The sequence below is a fragment of the Domibacillus robiginosus genome, assembly GCF_000966195.1.
Lineage (GTDB): Bacteria > Bacillota > Bacilli > Bacillales > Domibacillaceae > Domibacillus > Domibacillus robiginosus.
Map to the genome: position 1 here is coordinate 26,936 of NZ_LAHL01000007.1, position 19,363 is coordinate 46,298.

Below are 19,363 nucleotides of genomic sequence, written 5' to 3' on the forward strand. Positions count from 1 at the left end.
TTTGAAACACGAAGCAGATTTGTCGGAAAATACTTATTTTTTTATGTAAACGGTTTATCCGAGAAGAATACTTGCTATTTTGTTCGGAACGCGTTATCTCTATATAGAGAGATAAATTGTTCGACCACAAGGAGGAAATAATGTCTAAAGTAATTGCGATTAACGCAGGAAGTTCATCATTAAAATTTCAGCTTTTTGAAATGCCTGAAGAAACGGTACTTACAAAAGGCCTTGTTGAAAGAATCGGCTTAACAGATTCTGTTTTTTCTATCACAAAACCGGACGGTACAACGGATACGGAAGTAACCGATATTCCCGATCATGCGGTTGCCGTTCAAATGCTCCTGTCAAAGCTTGTATCACACGGGATTGTGGCGTCACTTGATGAAATTAACGGCATCGGCCACCGTGTCGTTCACGGCGGCGAAACATTCAGCGATTCAGCTATCATTAATGATGCGACACTTGCAGAGATTGAAAAATTGTCTGAGCTTGCACCGCTTCATAACCCGGCAAACGTAACAGGTATCCGTGCGTTCCAATCGGTACTGCCAAACGTACCTGCTGTTGCTGTATTTGATACAGCGTTCCATCAGACAATGCCAGAAAAATCATTCCTATACAGCCTGCCATACGAGTACTACAAAGAATATGGCATTCGTAAATACGGATTCCACGGAACGTCTCATAAATATGTGTCTGAGCGCGCTGCAGCCCTGCTTGGACGTCCAATCGAGCAGCTTCGCTTAATTTCCTGCCACCTTGGAAACGGCGCAAGTATCGCCGCAATCGAAGGCGGAAAATCCATCGATACATCAATGGGCTTCACGCCGCTTGCTGGTGTGGCAATGGGTACACGCTCCGGGAACATTGACCCGGCCCTGATGCCGTTTATCATGGAGAAAACAGGCCAGACTGCAGATGAAGTCCTCGATACATTAAACAAAAAAAGCGGTATGCTCGGCGTGTCCGGCGTATCAAGCGACCTTCGCGACTTGTCTAAAGCGGCAGAAGAAGGCAATGAGCGTGCAATCACAGCGCTTGAAGTATTTGCAAGCCGTATTCATAAATACATCGGCTCTTATGCAGCCCGCATGTCTGGTGTAGACGCGATTATCTTCACTGCTGGTATTGGGGAAAACGATATTGCTTCTCGTGCCCGTATCATGAACGGCCTAGAATTCATGGGCGTTTACTGGGATCCGGCCCTGAACAATACGCGCGGCAAAGAGCAGTTTATCAGCTACCCCCACTCACCAGTAAAAGTCATCGTCATTCCGACAAACGAAGAAGTCATGATTGCGCGTGACGTTTCTCGTCTGGCTGGCGTGTAAGATGTTAAATCAACGTTTTGCATGAATGACTGATCATGGTTACAGATCAAGCAATGAGTTTTTAAATAGAACAGTTGGTGAAATAAAACCATGACCAGAATTTCACCTGGACCCTCTTATGTGTTGAAAGCCATCACACAATAAGAGGGTTTTTTTATGGGTAAAAAAGAAATGATACCACTATCAGCTGAAGCATAAGCCGTTTTCTTTGAGGTGCCCCTAGATATAAAAACAACCATAAAAGCAGTGGATTTCACAGCGGGAATCTCACTGCATTTTACTGTTTCAGATGGGAAGGAACGTGTCCGAGGTTGTATACCATATGTAAAATGTACATCGTGATCACAGTCGCTTGAAGAACGGATAAATCGTTTGAATGGCGCAGCGGCAAAATACTCGACCATTATTTGAGTTGGTTTGAATTTGTAAACCAAATCAGCCATCGTAATGGTGACACAACGGTTAGCCAGATGATGGCTGATAGCTGCCTGTTTTCAACGAGTGCGGCCTATGATAAACTCGGGTTATCAGGATTTTCCAATTGGGCTTTACACTTATAATTGTTGTTAAGCGTAAGGGAGGGATGTTTTTTGGGGAAAGGAACCATTTATAAAAGGAAAGGGAAAAGGCTTATTACTCAACACTACGATCATTATCTAAAGTCGTTTGATTTTGATGTCGAGCAGATATATGTTGATACAAGCTATGGTAAAACACATATTCTTGTAGCAGGACCACCGGAAGGAAAGCCTGTTTTTATATTTCAGGGTGGCAATTGTATAAATCCAATGACTTTATCCTGGTTTTTACCACTCATAGATAAATATAGAGTTTATGCGCCAGATACAATTGGTCATCCAGGATACAGTAGTGAAAAGAGAATTTCGGCGAAGGACAATAGTTTCGCCCAGTGGATAAAGGAACTAATGGATTACTTTCATATAGATAGTAGTGCATTTGTTGGTCCATCCTACGGTGCAGGTATTATTTTGAGATTAGCCACATTTATGCCGGATAAAATTGACTGTTCTGTATTGGTGTCGCCAGCAGGAATAAAATTAGGTTCTAAGATAAGAATGATTAAAGAGATCTTACTTCCTTTAGTCTTATATAATGGTACTTCATCAACAAAATATCTTAATAAAATTACTGATACGATGTCAGACAATAGTATGAAAGAAATGGATAAAAAAATTATTGGAGATGTATTTAAATATATTAGGCTTGAACAAGAAATGCCTAAATTAACTACGAAGGAAGAATTGTCTCATTATAACTCGCCCACTTTAATCATAGCAGGAGAAAAAGACATCTTTTTTCCTGAAAGTAGATTACATAAAGCTGCTGGAAACATCATTCCAAATTTGGTTGCATTTAAGACCTATGATATGGGGCATTTCCCATCTGAAGAACATCTGATAAAGATTAACAATAATATTGCAGAGTTTTTAAATGATTATTACTAACCCTGTACCTGTATTTTTATTAAACGGATGGGAGCTTTAAGGTAAAAAGAGGACTCTTTATGAAAAGATAAGGAATAATAAACCTTTTATGGCATTATATAAACAAGAGCTTATCCAGTAACGGGGGTGGCGGTGCGCTTGTCAAATGGCAGGGATAAAAAAAGCGAGTTTCCTACGCAAAGAACCTGTGGCGTGTGGTTAATGTACATAGGTATTATCACTATTTTCTCAGCCCTTGCAGGAGATCATTTGCTGATGCAGCCTTTTATTTTAGGAATAGGTTATTTGATCGGTTTTTTTGGTATACTCGTATTGCCTTTTGTGAATCGAAAGCTGGCATTTGGAAAAAACACAAAGTTTCAGGATAGAATGGATAACATATCTACCGTGTTGAACGTACTTTTATGTACAGCCTGCGGGATGATCATCGGTTTTGATGATGTAAGACTATTCTGGTTAAGTTTATTTATTGCAGTGGGCATTCACTTTTTTGGCTTTTATTTTTCCCAGGGCAAAATAATGATTCTTTTAGGAATACTCACCATTATAAATGGCATTATGGGACTCGTACTGATAAGTGTTCCTTTTCTTGTCTTCGCCTTGATAGATGGTATGGTAAAGTTACTTATCGGGATGAAAATGCTCACCATAAAGCGTGCTGTGAATGTGATTAACTAGCGAAAGCAGTTTGTCAGCTGTCCGTAAAAGTCACCGTCATTCCGGCAAAAAAAGAAGTCAGAATTTTACCTTTGCCCCCTCAGTTGTTATATAATAAATAAGGAAAGTTAGCAGGGTGCTTCTAAAGGATTACGAGGAGATAAAAAATAAGACAGAGTAAATCCAACAACCCTATGATATCAACTGAATATATGTCCCAGTAGCTCAGCAGGATAGAGCAACAGCCTCCTAAGCTGTAGGTCGTAGGTTCGATTCCTATCTGGGACGCTAATGAAAAGCGGGTTGAACCCGCACTGCATCAACCTCCTATATCGTTACGTGAAACGGTCAGTCCAGCGGTCATCTAAGAAATGACACCGCAAATTGGATTGTTTCACAAAACGATTATAGGAGTTTTTTTGTGACCAAAAGAAAATGAATTTTTGACGTTAATGTAGATGCAAAAAAGCTGTCAGAAGAGCCGTCTTCCAGCCGTTCTGTCGCAGCCCTGGAACGTAATGCTAGATTCATCCCTTTCTGTTCTGCTTATTATTTCTCCCTCCCTACTTGCATTAAACAAACCTGCACTGCTGAATACATCCCTTTGTTCATTTACACTACCGCTATCTATCTTTCTCACAAGCATAGTTGTTGAAATGAAAAAATTTAAAGTATATAAAGGGCCTTTTTTCATACTTTTTTTAGCTTCCCTGTGCGTTTCTCTTTAACGAACTTTGAACCAGCCACGTATGATATAGTAGGACATTTAGTCCTATAAAAGGAGGTGGATTTCTGTGAATATGAAACATGATACATGCAGCATTTTTGAGGTTTTCCTGGGATTCTTAGTAGGTGTCGTGTTCCTGCTGCTAACGGTATTAGGGACACCATCTTTAATCACTGGTTTCTTCGTGCTCATTGGTCTAGGAGGCATTGGTACTATTTTCAACATCATTATTGCCGCACTGGGCTTCCTTGCTACTTTTTTCTTTGGGCTATGTATATTTAAAAGAGTTTGGCGTTGCTGCTTTGGGAAATAAGGCGGATATGAATAGATCATTTCAGTCTTACAGCATCTGATCTTGTTGATGCGCCCTCTCCATATAGATTATCCTGATTGCCATCAAATTTGATAGCTTTTAAAAAGTCTGATTATGAATGAAAAATGGAATCATTCAACGACTGGATAGTCATGGGGGAAGGTAAAAGAAATCGCGACTTTCCACCTGGGGGCTTGCAGACGGGAGCAGCAGACAACTAATTTTAAACAGAAGGGGAGGTCCCAAAAAGGCAGCCCTTTTTGTCTTTTACATACATTTGAGATTATACGGGTTAAGTAGTGATAAAAACGGATGGGGTCTCTTTTTCTTTCTATCACCAGGGGACAGCGATCCATACTTTTCAGGAGGTTTTCTGAAAAGGTAAATTTGTTTGGTATTTTTCTGGTACAATTAACTCTAGTAACTTACATATAAGGAGAAAAAAACCATGAAAAAGCCATTTAATGTTTTAGCCACTGGGCTGCTTGCAGGAACCATGTTTATGTCATCCATTTCACCAGCATTTGCCGAAACAGAAGAGGATGGTTCCGCTGCCATTCCAGAGGAAAATACATCAAAGCCATCACAGCCGACAGATGACCTGCCGCCATTGGATACAGGCAGAGGGGTGACAAGATTTACAGATGTACCTTCTAAAACAGAACTGGCTTATGCTGTACAATTTCTTGACCAGAACGGGATTGCAAGAGGCTATACAAAAGGCTACCATACAGTGTTTGGCGTAAACGATCCTATTAAACGGGTAGATTTTGCGGTGATTCTTGGCACATATATGCCAATTGACACCGATGTTCCGAATGCTGGCTTCAAGGATCTTCCGGCTCGCGCTGTGAAGCTTGTATCAGCGCTTAAATATAAAGGAATTGCCAACGGTAAAACGGCTGCATATTTCGGGGCTGCGGAAAGCATCACCCGCGGGGAAGCGGCTATTATGCTGTATAATGCGTTTAAGGGCTACTTCGATATTTCCGGGACCGTTAAAAATCCATTTACAGACGCTGTGGGTCGTTATGCGGAGCCTGTTCGCATCCTGCACGGGGCAGGAATCATCAAGGGCATCAGCAGCACCGAGTTTGGCACAAACGACAGCATTACCCGTGGTCAATTTGCCCTGTTAATTCACCGGATTTTTCAGCAGGAGCAAAAGCTGCGCGATGAAAAGAAATCCGGATTTGTTGCGTTTGGCGACAGCAATACATCTGGCTCATACTTTGACGAACAGTTTCCAGCGTATGCAGGGAAGAAGTGGACAGACCAGGTAGCGTCTGTTTATGGAGATGGAAGGGATGATACGGTATATAATGCAGGAGCCAGCGGAGACGAAACGAACGATGCGATGGCACGCTTCAAAACGGAAGTGCTTGACGCCAAACCTCAATCCGTCACACTCATGTTTGGAATCAACGATGCCCTGCTGAAGTCGAATGGTCAGCCGCAGGTAGACAAAGAAAAGTTTAAACAGAATCTCACCTATATGATTGAGCAGCTCCGGGTAAGAAATATAAAGGTTGTTCTGATGACCAACACACCCGTTGTAGAAAAAACGTACTATGCGCTTGAGCTAAAGGATGGCAGAAACGTGGCTCCTTTATACGCAAATAAAGGCGGCTTGCGCAGCTGGATGAACAGCTACAATGACATTATCCGTGAGATTGGACCAAAACTGTATGTTCCCGTTGTAGACGTTCATAATATCTTAGCTGCCAAAGCGGGAGCATCAACGGACGCAGTGCTAATCAAAAGCGGATACCTTGATGGTGCAACGGGTATTCACATGACCCCAAAAGCCAATGACATTATTGCGGCTGAAGTTAAAAAGGTCTTGGCCGTGGATGAATATTTCCCATCGGAACGGGATGGCTTATCTATGAACATAGAAAAAACATCCTATCAACTGAGCGAGATCAAATCTACGCCGATAAAGGTTACGATTAAAAATGAAAGTGACGTTACGTATCGTTACCAGCCTGCATTCACCATTCAAAAACTGACAGGATCTTCTGACTGGGTTACGCTTGATTACGGTTCAGAATTTGTTCCCCAGGAAAAGATGTATGCCATTGAAGCACACAAAACTGCCTCAAAAAATATATCGGTAAAAATGGATCTTCCGGTTACAGAGGGAAGGTATCGTATCATTCAGGAATTTGAGAGCAAGGATGGCCATGTAAAGCTGTCAACAAAATACTTTACTATCACAAATATCCCGGAATAAGGAAAGCGGCTATAGGCCGCTTTTTCTATTGAATTCAACCATGCATAAAGTTTCACCCCAGTGCGGCGGCATATTAGTGGAACAAATTCACGTTGCGGGGCAGCATTTGCATGATCTGTACACGGGAAATTCTTTCAGCCAGTTGCTTTTACACGAAATGAATCAAAAGAAAAGATGTAAACCATACAAAGTGCTGGCTTACATCTTTTTAGGATATCCTATAAAACTGTTTGAATCATTTTTACTCCGTGGCGCTCAAATGCGGCCGCTTCTAGAAGGGACATACCCTGCGCCTCAGCAGCTCTGGCCACTTTTTCTGAAACCTGTGGTGCAAGATTTGCAGGAGCAGCAAAAGACATTTCTCTTGCGCGCGCAGCGTTTCTGCGCTGGAACGGTCCCCAGATGGCAAAAGTTTTGCCCGGGCTTTGAATATTGACAAAAAGTGTATTTCCATCTGGTGAGAAGGTTGGACCACATAATTCAGAGTCACTCAGGCGATTGGCGGCAAAAGGATAAACCTTGCCTTCCGGGGTAATGCCCATAATGCGGTCTTGTCCAGAACCATCTTCTGCATACCAAAGGTCGCCCCATGGAGTACAGCAAATATTATCTGGATATTCCATTTCCCGTGCATCATTTCCTTCATAGAAAAGCTCTAATGTATTCGTGTGAGGAACATAACGATAAACGCGTCCAAGCTTTTTCTCTCCAGCAGAGGTGTCATCGAACCAGAAAACACCCTCCTGGAAGAACGCTCCCTCTAATCTGCTGAATTCAATGCAGTTTTGTGCCTTAGCGTCCTCGCGGCACAAATGAGGATCTAGTTCCTTCCAAACAATTTTAAAGGTTTGTCCTGTTTTAAATGTGCTTGCTGCTGGGTCCGTTACTGCTTCAATGGCTGCTGCATAAAGCTTGCCGCCTTTTTGCAGTGCACCTGGTTTTTGGCTTGTGTCATTCGGAACAAAACGGTACAAGTAACTCGGGCTGGCATCTTCCGTTAAATATACATATCCTGTCGCCGGGTCGATCGCGCAGGCTTCGTGAGAAAAGCGTCCCATATCCTTGATTGGGGTTTTGGACATGTCGTTCTCGGGCTGCTGCGGGTCCACTTCGAATACATATCCGTGTGTCGCAGAACGTGTTTCTTCACAAGTCAGCCAGGTACCCCATGGTGTCGCTCCTCCTGCACAATTTCGGATGGTTCCGGAAGAGGTTACATATTCTTTAATGACTTCTCGATTTGCACCAACAACTAAGCCTGTTGTACCACCTTTAGCGGATGGATCAAAAGGGTTCGTTCCAACCACCGGATTGGCTGCACTTGTGCCCAATTCATGATTGCGAACAAGAATGGTTGTATTATTAGGTCCTTCAAAAGCAGCCATTCCATCAAAGGCTCCAGGGATTTTTGCGCCGTTTGTCATTTGACCGCCCTCTTGGGAAATAATTTTATAATGAAAACCCTTTGGAAGATCAAGAATACCCTTTGGATCCGGAACTAAAGGTCCATACCCGCCAAAGCCGCTGGTTGGATTATTGGCTGGATTAGTAATGGTATCAGCAAACACTTTTGAACCGAGTGATAATGCGCCAGTCGATCCAAGTGTAAGAGCAAGTGCGCCCATTCCTCCCGCTTTTAAGAACTTTCTTCTATTCAAGTCATGATTAGGTGTTTGATTAGTCATAAAGTACATGTCCCCTCACCAATAATTTTTTAAATCTAGTAATAGATTAAAGGGCAATTATTAAGGGGAAACCGGGGCTTTGTAAAAGCCCGGTAAATAATAAGTTAAGAAATACTTCTATTAGACTCAGGTTGTTTCGTTTCTTTTGAATCCGTTTGGGACATTGTAATAACCTTGCCATTCATTTTTACATGAAAGAAGAGGGTGACTGTGTCAACTGGTTTGATAAGCTCCGTATCTACGGAATACCAGGTTGCATGATTCCAGCAGAAATGAACCTCTCCACCTGAATCAAAGATTTTGATGGAGAGGTTCATGTGGACTATTTATATCGCTTTGATTTTCAGGAAGATCATCAATGTAAAGCATTTGCATATCCTTCTGGACCTTTTTAGGTTTATCGATGGAATTTGCAGGTATGAAGGAGTGGTCTAACCAGTAGAGAGGTAAATCAAGTTTTCGGGATAATGAAATGAGCTTTTGTTGGAGAGTCTTTTTTTGAGAAGAGCTCAAATAATCGACAAGGTTACTATGAGCCATATCATCTATTTTATCTAAAAGATAAAGCAGCCCTTCAAAAACATGTTTATGCATGATTGGCGAATACTTATATTTTAATGCTTTTGTAAAAACAGTATCTTTAACGGCCATATCAATAGAATGATTGTTATCAATCATTTCATCCATGCATTCCTTTTCTTTTTCTTTGGAACGTTCATCGAATGGATCGAGTTTTGTTGATTTTTTCATGTTTCTTCCGCTCATATACTTCTTAATCGTTTTCTTCTCAACAGTGCATTGTTTAGCTATTTCATCTTCATGGTAGCCAGCGTCCAGTAAGAAAGTAATCATCCGTTCGATTTCATCGCTTGTTCTTTTCTTTATTTTTAACTCGGTACGCAGACGTTTTAACACTCGAGCATCTGGCGAGGTAAGGTTTTCTACCTGGCACATAACAGAAGGAGTATTTAAGTCCTTTAAAGCTCGAAATCGACGGTAGCCTTCGACTAAAACAAATTGATTTGTTTCTATTTTCTCTACAATAAGCGGTTTGTTTAGCTCGGTTTCCTGGATGTCTGTAGTAAGACCAAAGTCTTCAAGATCACTTCTAAACGCTTCTTCTTCTTTAATATAAGACAAAGGGACATTTCTAAATTTCATACGAACCACCCACTTGTTTTTATTTATTAATAAATATTCAGTGAGGGCTTGTTCTATAACTTGGGGAGTTTTTTACCATAAACAAGCAGGCTCGCCCTTTGTTGCCTCGTTACCAATGAGAGATAGAATACAGGCAGCTACACGTCGTACATATGATGACACGCGGGGAACATTACGAAGGATGCTCATAATCAGTTAACCAAACTTTTACAATCTTATCATTTGTTTCTTGTTACAATGAAAATAATAGAAGAAAGGGGAGAACCTTCATGTCAGCAGAAAAACAAGCCACAAACAATAGCACACGACTTTTTGTTGATCCATTCACTAATATTCATTTGTCAATGACGGGCGATAAGGATGCAATCGAAGGAATCGATGCTCAGGTTAGTGCGATCAAGATGTTGCTGGGGAATATCGCTTTTGAAGCTGAATACAACAGTGACCCAGAAGCGTGCCCAAAAGGATACCTTTCTGTTTTAGATGAGATCGGAAGGCTGCTGAGGACCCGCATGGACGTTTTCCCGAAGGAACAGCGCAATATTGAAGTGGTTCGTAACTTTTTGAATGGGATGTTATTGAGTAGACTGTATGAGCAGAAATCGTATGAGGATATTTTTGATCAAGGCAGAATAAATGATGGAGAGCAGGCGACTTTGGCTGCAGGCGGTAATGGTAATAAGAGATAAATAATACACCGAGAGCGGCTGGTTCATTACCAGCCGCTTTTTTTCACGGTTCTGTATACCATTTCTTTGTATGAGGAATGCTTTTTAATTTTCCTAAAACGAAAAGGATAATTATATAACGATAAGAATATAATATTAAGCAACAATATTTTATTGTTAAACGATAAAATGCATGGTAAAGTCAAATTAACAATAAATAGGTGAGGTGTGTTTGATGAAAAAAGGGTCAACGCTCTTTTTGAAGATAGTTGTTTTTATGGTTGGAATTCCTGTTCTTGCTTTGTGTATATTCTGGCTGCCCGGGGTCGCTGCTAGAGATGCAGCAGCACATCCAGAGACTGCCTATTTGCAGTATCCATTTTTGATCGGTGCGTATATAACGGTCACGCCGTTTTTCGTTGCTCTGTATCAGGCTTTCAAGCTTTTGAGCTATATTGACCAGAACAAAACCTTCACGGAATTATCGATCAGCGCTTTAAAGTATATAAAATATTGTGCCATCACCATCAGTTCCTTGATTGCAGCAGGAATCATATCGGGAATTATATTGAGTGCAGGTAAAGGCGAAGACATAACGGGTTTTATAAGCCTTGGCTTCATTCTCACTTTTGCTGCCATGGCGATTGCCGTTTTTGCGGCTGTTCTGCAAAGGCTTTTACAGCATACCGTCGATATAAAATCAGAGAATGACTTGATTGTCTGAGGTAGAAACAAGGGCTAACCTTTCGATACTGAAAATGGAAAAGCAAAGCGGTTCGATTTTCAGCTTTAAAAGCGAAGGGCAGTGAAGCGCACAAAAAAGCCACGGATGTCACTCCGCAGCGGGAAAAAAGAAATGGGGGTAATGGTTAGTGTGAAAACCATGTTTACCGTTACCCGCTTTGACAATAAAATAAACCGCATACAAAAAAGTCTGCGGAAAACTCCGCAGGGCCGTACACCTGCGGAAATGGCGTTAACAGGTGATGCAATCCATTGTTTCGGTTTTTTTGTTTCTGGATTTAATTGATGAATGTTTATCAATCTTTATGAACTATTTTCAAAGGAAAATTGAATATTTAAGCAAATAAACCCTATAGACTGTGGAGATTCACCTAAAAAAAGGTTTCTGAGAGATTTTATAATAGCCATTTCTAAAAAGGATATTGCCTTTATAACTGAGTTTACTACAAAAAATGTTGACTGGAATTTAATAGGTGATGCCACTTTTCAAGGTAGAGAAAAAGTTGTTCATGCATTAGAAAATAAAATTACTTTGGGAATAGCTGAAGTAGAAATACTTAATATCATTACACACGGTAATACAGGAGCCGTTAATGGTACTGTAAAGTTAGAAGACAACAGTATATATTCATTCTGCAACGTGTGTCATTTCGTTAGTGCAGGGAAAAAAACGATCAAAGAAATAACATCTTATGTAATTAAAAATGATAAGTGAATGGGTTTGTTTATGAAGCTAACGAGTGCTTTTGTTTAATATCCAACATTATTAATAAACCGAAAATGTACTGCTATAAACAGCATTTCTCAATTGCTAAATATAGGATTGTAAAGGGCGGCTTGCAAAATGGCACTTTTACGAAAGTTTTCGCGGGAATGACATACAATTTCTTATACGTTTTACCTGCACCGGGTTCCTAAAGTGCGGTTTTTGAAACACATCCAAACGCATAGCCAGCGAAACAATGGGCTTTCTGTCTTCCGGTTGAGTCATAAATCGCTGTGCATCAGTGTGCCTTTTACCGGCTGAATGCCCGCAAAACAGAGACCTTTGGAAAACTCGGGGGGTCCGGGATTTCCTGATTTTAGCGACTATAAGGAGAACGTTCGTGAAAACGTCGCCAATGAGTTTTTTAAAAGATAATATGTCCGAACAATCGAAAATGGCTGATGTAGTGTTCACACCACCATTCTATCGTTCTGAAATGAAGAATGGAACGTTCTTTTATTACCCCTGAACTTATGGAACGTTTTTAATATACGTACGTTAACGATAAGAAAAGGAGCGATCACAATGACGGTATTCGGTTACGTGCGGGTGAAGTCAATGGATCAATACGAGGATCGCCAGCTCGATAAGATGTACGCAAGAGGCGTGAAAGAACGCAATCTATACATCGATAAGGCCGGCGGAAAGGACTCCAATCGTCCGGAATACGCAGTGCTGCGCCGTGCGTTACAGGAAAGCGACCTCGTCTACATTGACACACTGGATCACCTGGGCCGTAACTATGATGCCGTTATTGATGAATGGCGTTACATTACTCGTGAAATAGGCGCAGATATTATCGTGCTTGAAAACGAAGTGTTATTTGACAGCCGTAAATTCCGTGAAATGGGCGAGGCGGGCAAGCTGATGGAAAACCAATTTCTATCACTTCTGGCGTATATAGCCGAGCAGGAACGGAAGAAGATACGGCAGCACCAGCGTGAAGGCGTTGATTATGAGAAAAAAGCAGGCAAGCACCTCGGTCGTCCTGTTGAGGAATTAACGGACGAACAGCATAAGATATGGACGGACGTGTATCCGCGCTGGAAGGACGGCCAGGTAAAGGCTACCGAGTTTATGCGTTTGCTTGATGTAAAAAAGACGAAGTTTTACCGGCTTGTAAGACAGTACGAAGAAAGAGAAGCATCGGCAGAAGAGTAACCGTTGTTTTTTATTAGCGCCGATCCCCCGAGTACCCCCTCTGAATATGCCGCATTTGCTGCGCGGAGTTTACGCGCTACAAAAACTCTTTGACTTTTTTGGTGGAATAATGAAATGAAATACCTTCCCATGTATGAATTTGATAATGCTTGTCTACACTTATCTAAACAAAATAGGGAGACGATGAACGTGAGAAAAGCAGAAAAAGGTAAAATGGTCGCTGCGCTTATTGTATTCAGTTTGACCACAGCGTTGCTCGTGTTTGTATCTGCGAAAGAGCCGGCGCAGGAGCATCCCGGTACGGTAGACGAAGTTTTGTCGGAGAAATTTACTCAAACATTGCGGTCAAATTTTGCAAGCAACGATGGCATTGCCCTATTTGACCGGGTTGAAATTGTGCCGAACCAGCATGTCGCAAAGATCTATTCGACGATAGCGTCAACAGACGATAAGGAAATGCGTCAATTGGCTGTGAATCAACTTGGCTCAATGGTAGTTAATCATTATTACTATCACGCGGAATATCGTGCTTTTATCGACTTGAATAACGTTCGTGTCTATGGGAGCGACAGTAAAGATCTCGGTTATACATTCAACGATTCGCTTTTAGCATCGGACCAATAGTAACAGGGCAGCCACCGCTTGAATAGCCGGTGGCTTTTCAGCAGGTATCTGGAATTTGCACGTACTAGGAGAGACTGTCACACAAATTAAGAGGCTCGAAGGTTTACATAGCGTGGTATACCGGAATGTTTCGTTGTGACTGGTTGTGGTAATATCCTTAAAAAGGAGGCGGAAAAATGCCGAATTATAAGGTTCAATACTACGAAAAAATACCAGCAAATTTAAAAACCATTGAGGTCACAGAAGAAACCGCAGCCAGAGCGAAAGAAGCAGCAATGGACAGGCTGGATAACCAATCCGGTGTAGGGCACTATACCATCCATAAAGTAACTTTAGACTAGAAACGTTGAAACACCAATGTTTACGGGGCTTTTCACTTGGCTGTTTTCTGAAAAAAATCACATTTCTTGCGAGTTTGAGGATGCTGCTGAATTGATTTTTCATTTTTTCGGCAGCATTCTTTTTCATTTTTTCTGTAACGTGCGTATACACATTGTTTCATCATGGCAGCCATATCAATCTCTGCCTCCGCCATCAAAAGCAAGCTGCTATTAATATTTGGTTCTTTAATGGTGAACAGCAGCCATTCACAGTCAAAGGAACCTCGTCCTAAAACATAGCTAACAATGTGCAGAATTCAACTTAAATATACAGTGAGGGTTGTTAGATTATAAAGGGTGATCACACAAAAGAATAGCGTCATTCCATAACTGAACGTCGCTTTGGATTTGTTTTTGATTTCAGAGTTACTGTATTACGCTGAAAAATTGCATAAAAGGGCAGCTTCTTTAATCATTGAGTTGAAACCCGCTTTAGGGAACATACTAAGAAAAGCTCTTTAGATGGTGATGGCTTGAAAAAGAAAGTTATTTTGTTTTTAAGTATCACATTTGCGGTCATGGTGACAGTGGTTGTTATTCGAGATATGTTAAATGGAAATTTCTCTACCTGGCCCGCTGGACTGGGCACGATTTTCTGCGGTACACTGCCCATTTTCCTTTTATTTTAAAAAAAGACTCCTTTTCACTTGCCTTCGATTATCAGCTGCTATTTTTTACGCTTTTTTTAGGAGCTGTCTTGAAGTTTTATGATCGGTTTTCATGGTGGGATACAATGCTTCATTTCTTTGGGAGTGCTTTTTCGGGCTTTATTGGTATAGCTATTTACAATTTTCTTTTGCCAAAGAGGTTACAAGAGGCGTCTCGCGATGGATGATCTTTTTGTTTGTTTTGTCATTTGCAGTGATGATCAGTATTCTGTGGGAAAGCGCTGAGTTTGCCGGGAAAGTTGCCGGTGAAAGCCATAAGGATACGATGACGGATTTGATAGCGGGTTTGGCAGGAGCACTGGTCATAGCCAGTTATGCAGGGCTTAGAAATGATCTAATGAAAAGCGGAAAACTCAGCATTTGGTATTGACAATGCCAGGTGCGGACGTTTATTGAAACGGAATACGGCTATAAATCAGGAATTAACTCGTATAGCAGGGCATGATAAAAAGCCCCGGTTTTAAAATTGGGGTATTCATTTTGTTTTCATTCAGCAAACAGTGACAGGAGAAGCGCTACCTTCTGTAAATAATTTCTTGAAATAGCCTGTAGTCTGTTGGAGTAAATAGATCATGTTCAGAAATATAATCTAAAATTTTTAGAGAAATTAAAACCTCTTTATATCCTCCTTTTTGTGTAAGGATAACAGTGTATAAGAATAGGATAAACGATTCTTTTCCGCTAACTCTTAAAACATACTTAATATGAAAATCAAGCTCCTTTTCATCTAATATATCCCGTTTTAAAAAAATAAGCTCAAATAGGAGGTAAATATCGTCCATCACTTTATGAAATTCTCTAGAAACATTCCTCTCCTTATATACATAATCAACATAAGCCGTTTCGAGAGCAAGATAATGAATTTCAAAAAATTTGCGATGCCATTCTTCTGTATCTATACTAAATGGAATGCTATCGATGGATTTTTTATAAGAAGAATTATTTGTGAGTGCATTTTGAAGAAAGGAATCGAAAAAAATATAAGTGGTCATTAAGCTTTCGGTGCTTGCTAAATCATTTCCCAGGTGAAAAAAAGTATTCTCGAACCTTGAAAATTCCCCTTCTTTATTCTGAGTATCTATTTGTTTCTGAATTAATCTATTAGACTTAATTACATATAGAACTGTTGCAAAAGTAAGAAAAGGAACAATACTTCCACCCCAAAAATCTCCGTATACCCCCATGCCGCTCATATCAATATGAAAAACTTTAACTGTAAAATAACCCAGTATAGGAGATACGATGGCGAGAATTAAAAATAACGCAGCAAATCCTGATAGAGCGAAATCTTTTAATTTATTCAATTTTATTCTCCCTCATTTTAAAAAGACTGGCCGCAGCCCAGTCTCAAATATTTATGTGCTATATCCTTAAAAAACCTTTATTAACAATTCTCTTACCTGTCGCGGTCAAGCTCCATAAACATACTTGTGAATGTGAACGTTCGGGCTTCCGGCACGATGTATGGATCGCAGTGCCTGGCTCAGAGGCTGCTAACAAGAAGACGGCTTGGGCTGAAAAACTGATGGCTCTATTTGTATAAATTGGAGAAAGGAGAAGAAGTCAAAACCTATTCATCCGCCCTCAACCTGCTGCATTAGGAAGCAGGCGGTGTTATAAAGAGGAACGCACTCACTTCACACAATGAAACATAAGTGAAGGTAGGAATAGGCTCATCTATATCCCTGAGTACGAGGATATAGGAATCCACTCTGATTAATCTGCCGGTGAATTCAATGTCGTTTTTCGTAACGACCGTAATAACCTGACTTTCTAGTTTTTTTAATTCTCTTTCGATTCCCGTGATGCAGCAGCAGTCACATCGCTCCTTCTGCTGCTTCCTATCTTGATCTTCTGGTGAAGAGGAAGACATTTTTTTCATCACTCCTTTCTTTACTAGCTTATGAAGTAGTGTTCGAGCTTGTAACCATAATGACCTAGAGTTACATTGTTTTTATATGATTTATAGTTTTAGAAATGGAGCCATCCGCAGTGCCGTCGGTTTTACCATTCGTTTGCGGATAAGACACAAAAGCACATAAAAAAAACCGCGGAAAATTCCACGGCAAAGGGCTGGTCGATATGTAACAATCAGGAGATGGCAGACAAACCACGGTTCCTTCTTGACTGCCTCGATAGAGATATACCACGTTTGTCCAAATAATGGACGCGATGTCAGAGACCATTTCTATCTGACAGAAGCGCCATTACGAAGCGATTGTGAACACAAGGGAGAATCGCAGGAATGGCGCCGTATCATTTAAACTAGCATTTACGGAATGAAGCACCAACGATGATTAAAAGAATGAACAACACTACAATCAAGGCGAAGCCGTAGCCGTAACCGCCGCCGTAGCCACCGCCGTAGCCGCCTCCATAACAGCAGCCGCCGCCGTAACCTCCGAAGAAACCCATATCCCTCCACCTCCTTTATAGAAGAGTAGCGAAGCAACTATATAAATTAATTTCTCTGAATTAATTTATAATCATTGAATCTATACTATAGGATATGAACAGAGAGCCGCCTCGGCTTAAGCATTTGCCCTATTGATCGTTTTTTGTAAAAGAAAATCAGACATTCACTCGTTTTATTGGTACCATGTATTCGGCGAATCGACATTGAAAAAAGTGTCGGATCCAGCCCATTTTCGCAATGAAAAGAACGGGCTGGATGGCCATGAGATGGTTGTGCCTGAAAAAACCGGGATACTGAAAACGTTCGATTTCTATAATCACTGAGGCATACGCCGCTGCTATATTGCTGATACGGCATAAACTAAGAAAGACATTTCTATCCCTGTTCAGACTGCAATGGGCATCCATTGCAGTCCTTTTTTATGGGGCAGTCAGGCTAGTCAGGCCACACGCTAACCTGCATTTCGAGTGGCTTAATCAATGAGAGGACAGGGCGAAAATACAAAAATGACTATTCCAGCATCATTCGGCATGTTATTTCGTATTCACCGGAGATGTTCCGCCAATTTTAAGCTGATACACAATGATGATAACCATAATAACTGAAATAGTGGTCATATAAATTACATGTGCTTTTTCGGATGACAGCATTTCCTTTACTTTTTTCCTTTTCTTCACTCGCTTCACTCCGATCTTTCTTGTAGTCGTGACCGGTGAGCGCTGCAATGTCTCGATCACGTTTTTCCGTGTGCTCGAGGCAGGCATGATCGTTAGGAGCATCCCTGTTTCGCATAGAAGGATGAAGATTGTGACCCATCTGAATTCCTTGCAGGCGTTCGTTTATATATATTTTTTACATTTCTTTTCATTCGTCACCACGCCCATAATATCATGATTCTCCATCAGGCTTTCGCCCGGCTCCATCGGCCGCTTTTGTATAGCGGACACTAAAAAAGGACTCAGCCGAGTCCTTTTTGTGGAGGATATCTGTTCAGAACCTTACAAATCGTACACGACCCCTGTCAGTTCTTCGGACACATCCCACAACTTCTTCATTGTCGTTTCGTTATAAACTCCTTTAGCAGGCACTTCGAGAGCAGGAAGTCCTCTGTGGTTTCCTCTTCCATCCGGCCCAATATATTCTCCGCCTTTTAATGTTGCTTCGGTCGCAGCGTAGAGGGTAGGCAGGGCGCCCATCTCCGGCGTCTGAAAAAACTGATGGAGCAGGAAGTTTACGACCGGCTGCATGCGTTTCCCTCCGGCCTTGAAGAGGTTCGTCGCACTAATTCCCGGGTGACAAGCTATACTCATGGCATTTACTTGGGCCCGTTTCAGCCTGTTGTCGAGCTCACGCGCGAACAGAAGATTCGCGAGCTTGCTTTGTCTGTAGAACTTCATCGCTTTATAGCCTTTCGAGCCATCCAGATTATCAAAGTAAATGGACGCTTTTCTGTGTGCGATGCTGCTCAGGGTAACCACACGAGCAGAAGGCGTTTTCTTTAGCAGCGGCAGCAAATGGCCGGTCAGGGCAAAGTGACCCAGATGGTTTCCGCCAAATTGCAATTCGAACCCGTCTTTCGTTTTCTGATAGGGAGGAATCATCACGCCTGCATTGTTAATCAGGATGTCGAGCCCATCGAAGCGCTCTTTGTATGCATCAGCAAATTCCTTTACGCTGGCAAGGTCCGCCAGATCCAGCTTCATAACCGAAACCTTTGCTTCCTTGGATTCTTTCTCGATATTTTGTGCCGCTTCTTGGCCTTTTTCCTCGTTCCGGACCGCAAGCACCACACGGGCACCCTGCTTTGCCAGAACTTTAGCAGCCTCGTAGCCGATTCCGCTGTTTGCGCCGGTAATAATCACATTCTTATTTTTCACCGCTTGTTGTGCCAAATCCATTCCCCCATTAACGTAGGATCAGTCGCTATGAATCCAATAAAAATCGGACCCTATACGGGAAAAATGATACCTATGAACAGTAAAGAAAGCAAAGAAAATATACTATTCAGGAAAATGGGAGGGGAGCGGGCTAGTTTAAAAAGGAATTTCATTTTCACAGGAAGAATAAAAAAAGACTATTTGAACATTTTGATACAGGTTAGATCAAACAGAAATGAAAGTAAAATAGTAAAAGAATTCATGCACTATCCAAACAGCTCGATAACAAAGGATAACATTTTGCCCCTAACTATCCTGGTATTGATAAAAAACGAAGAGAAATTCTATCATTCATCGAAGGAGAAGTTGGTATCAATCCTTTAAAAAGTAGATATGGTCAGATGATACCTTACAGGAACTTGCGAAAATGCTTCGTCTCTATCATGATTGGGTAAGCGCCTGAAACTATTTACTCGGCAA

20 protein-coding genes, 1 tRNA gene and 1 pseudogene are annotated in these 19,363 nt (G+C 41.4%); 15 read left to right on the plus strand and 7 right to left on the minus strand.

The features are described 5' to 3' along the window. Positions 1–140 precede the first annotated feature (140 nt). From VP97_RS04610 to VP97_RS04635, 6 genes are all read left to right on the plus strand, one after another. On the plus strand, positions 141–1,334 hold the full coding sequence (locus tag VP97_RS04610) for an acetate kinase (RefSeq protein WP_050180519.1): 1,194 nt from the start codon (positions 141–143) through the stop codon (positions 1,332–1,334). 590 nt (positions 1,335–1,924) lie between these two features. Further along, the gene (locus VP97_RS04615) at positions 1,925–2,800 is read left to right on the plus strand and encodes an alpha/beta fold hydrolase (RefSeq protein WP_050180520.1); all 876 of its coding nucleotides are present in this window, start codon (positions 1,925–1,927) and stop codon (positions 2,798–2,800) included. Positions 2,801–2,938: 138 nt separating this feature from the next. Next, positions 2,939–3,478 (plus strand): DUF6609 family protein, encoded by a 540-nt coding sequence (locus VP97_RS04620; RefSeq protein WP_050180521.1) that lies wholly within the window; start codon positions 2,939–2,941, stop codon positions 3,476–3,478. Positions 3,479–3,671: 193 nt separating this feature from the next. Continuing rightward, positions 3,672–3,745: transfer RNA gene (locus VP97_RS04625), tRNA-Arg, on the plus strand. A gap of 506 nt (positions 3,746–4,251) precedes the next feature. Further along, positions 4,252–4,497, plus strand: coding sequence for an ABC transporter (locus VP97_RS04630; RefSeq protein ID WP_425388442.1), 246 nt, complete (start codon positions 4,252–4,254; stop codon positions 4,495–4,497). 448 nt (positions 4,498–4,945) lie between these two features. Beyond that, on the plus strand, positions 4,946–6,733 hold the full coding sequence (locus VP97_RS04635) for a GDSL-type esterase/lipase family protein (RefSeq protein WP_050180522.1): 1,788 nt from the start codon (positions 4,946–4,948) through the stop codon (positions 6,731–6,733). 218 nt (positions 6,734–6,951) lie between these two features. Here VP97_RS04635 and VP97_RS04640 read toward each other — a convergent pair whose 3' ends face one another. Both VP97_RS04640 and VP97_RS04645 read right to left on the minus strand, forming a co-directional pair. After that, a complete protein-coding gene (locus VP97_RS04640) occupies positions 6,952–8,418 on the minus strand; it encodes an alkaline phosphatase PhoX (RefSeq protein ID WP_050180523.1) in 1,467 nt (488 codons plus the stop codon). 291 nt (positions 8,419–8,709) lie between these two features. Further along, on the minus strand, positions 8,710–9,579 hold the full coding sequence (locus VP97_RS04645; RefSeq protein ID WP_050180524.1) for a ParB/Srx family N-terminal domain-containing protein: 870 nt from the start codon (positions 9,577–9,579) through the stop codon (positions 8,710–8,712). Positions 9,580–9,848: 269 nt separating this feature from the next. On the opposite strand from VP97_RS04645, the gene VP97_RS04650 reads away from it, so the two are divergent. The 8 genes from VP97_RS04650 (at position 9,849) to VP97_RS04675 (ending at position 14,960) form a co-directional block, all read left to right on the plus strand. Continuing rightward, a complete protein-coding gene (locus VP97_RS04650; protein WP_050180525.1) occupies positions 9,849–10,268 on the plus strand; it encodes a hypothetical protein in 420 nt (139 codons plus the stop codon). Positions 10,269–10,482: 214 nt separating this feature from the next. Then, a complete protein-coding gene (locus tag VP97_RS04655) occupies positions 10,483–10,971 on the plus strand; it encodes a DUF2975 domain-containing protein (protein ID WP_050180526.1) in 489 nt (162 codons plus the stop codon). Between the two features lie 81 nt (positions 10,972–11,052). Further along, a complete protein-coding gene (locus VP97_RS04660) occupies positions 11,053–11,277 on the plus strand; it encodes a hypothetical protein (protein WP_050180527.1) in 225 nt (74 codons plus the stop codon). A gap of 1,005 nt (positions 11,278–12,282) precedes the next feature. Beyond that, positions 12,283–12,918, plus strand: a complete 636-nt coding sequence (locus VP97_RS04665) for a recombinase family protein (RefSeq protein ID WP_050180528.1) — start codon at positions 12,283–12,285, stop codon at positions 12,916–12,918. A gap of 189 nt (positions 12,919–13,107) precedes the next feature. Beyond that, complete coding sequence (locus VP97_RS04670; RefSeq protein WP_050180529.1) at positions 13,108–13,542, plus strand: hypothetical protein; 435 nt, start codon at positions 13,108–13,110, stop codon at positions 13,540–13,542. A 176-nt stretch (positions 13,543–13,718) separates the two neighbouring features. Next, positions 13,719–13,883 carry a hypothetical protein gene (locus tag VP97_RS23695; protein ID WP_156153413.1) on the plus strand — a complete coding sequence of 55 codons (165 nt, stop codon included), beginning with the start codon at positions 13,719–13,721 and terminating at the stop codon, positions 13,881–13,883. 512 nt (positions 13,884–14,395) lie between these two features. After that, complete coding sequence (locus tag VP97_RS23700) at positions 14,396–14,551, plus strand: hypothetical protein (protein WP_156153414.1); 156 nt, start codon at positions 14,396–14,398, stop codon at positions 14,549–14,551. A gap of 91 nt (positions 14,552–14,642) precedes the next feature. After that, a complete protein-coding gene (locus VP97_RS04675) occupies positions 14,643–14,960 on the plus strand; it encodes a DUF2238 domain-containing protein (RefSeq protein WP_050180530.1) in 318 nt (105 codons plus the stop codon). Between the two features lie 145 nt (positions 14,961–15,105). On the opposite strand, the gene VP97_RS04680 is transcribed toward VP97_RS04675, so the two are convergent. From VP97_RS04680 to VP97_RS04690, 5 genes are all read right to left on the minus strand, one after another. Then, entirely contained in the window at positions 15,106–15,894 is a 789-nt protein-coding gene (locus tag VP97_RS04680) for a hypothetical protein (RefSeq protein ID WP_050180531.1), read from the minus strand. Positions 15,895–16,187: 293 nt separating this feature from the next. Next, positions 16,188–16,463, minus strand: coding sequence for an LSm family protein (locus VP97_RS04685; RefSeq protein WP_050180532.1), 276 nt, complete (start codon positions 16,461–16,463; stop codon positions 16,188–16,190). A gap of 392 nt (positions 16,464–16,855) precedes the next feature. Then, positions 16,856–17,005 (minus strand): YjcZ family sporulation protein, encoded by a 150-nt coding sequence (locus tag VP97_RS23160; RefSeq protein ID WP_082220229.1) that lies wholly within the window; start codon positions 17,003–17,005, stop codon positions 16,856–16,858. A 534-nt stretch (positions 17,006–17,539) separates the two neighbouring features. Next, a complete protein-coding gene (locus VP97_RS23705; protein WP_156153416.1) occupies positions 17,540–17,683 on the minus strand; it encodes a hypothetical protein in 144 nt (47 codons plus the stop codon). A 321-nt stretch (positions 17,684–18,004) separates the two neighbouring features. Then, positions 18,005–18,898: an oxidoreductase gene (locus VP97_RS04690; RefSeq protein ID WP_245629835.1), complete on the minus strand. Its 894-nt coding sequence runs from the start codon at positions 18,896–18,898 to the stop codon at positions 18,005–18,007. Positions 18,899–19,131: 233 nt separating this feature from the next. Between VP97_RS04690 and VP97_RS24890 the strand changes: the two are divergent. Continuing rightward, positions 19,132–19,340: pseudogene (locus VP97_RS24890) on the plus strand (aminoglycoside phosphotransferase); the annotation flags it as partial. Positions 19,341–19,363: the final 23 nt, after the last annotated feature.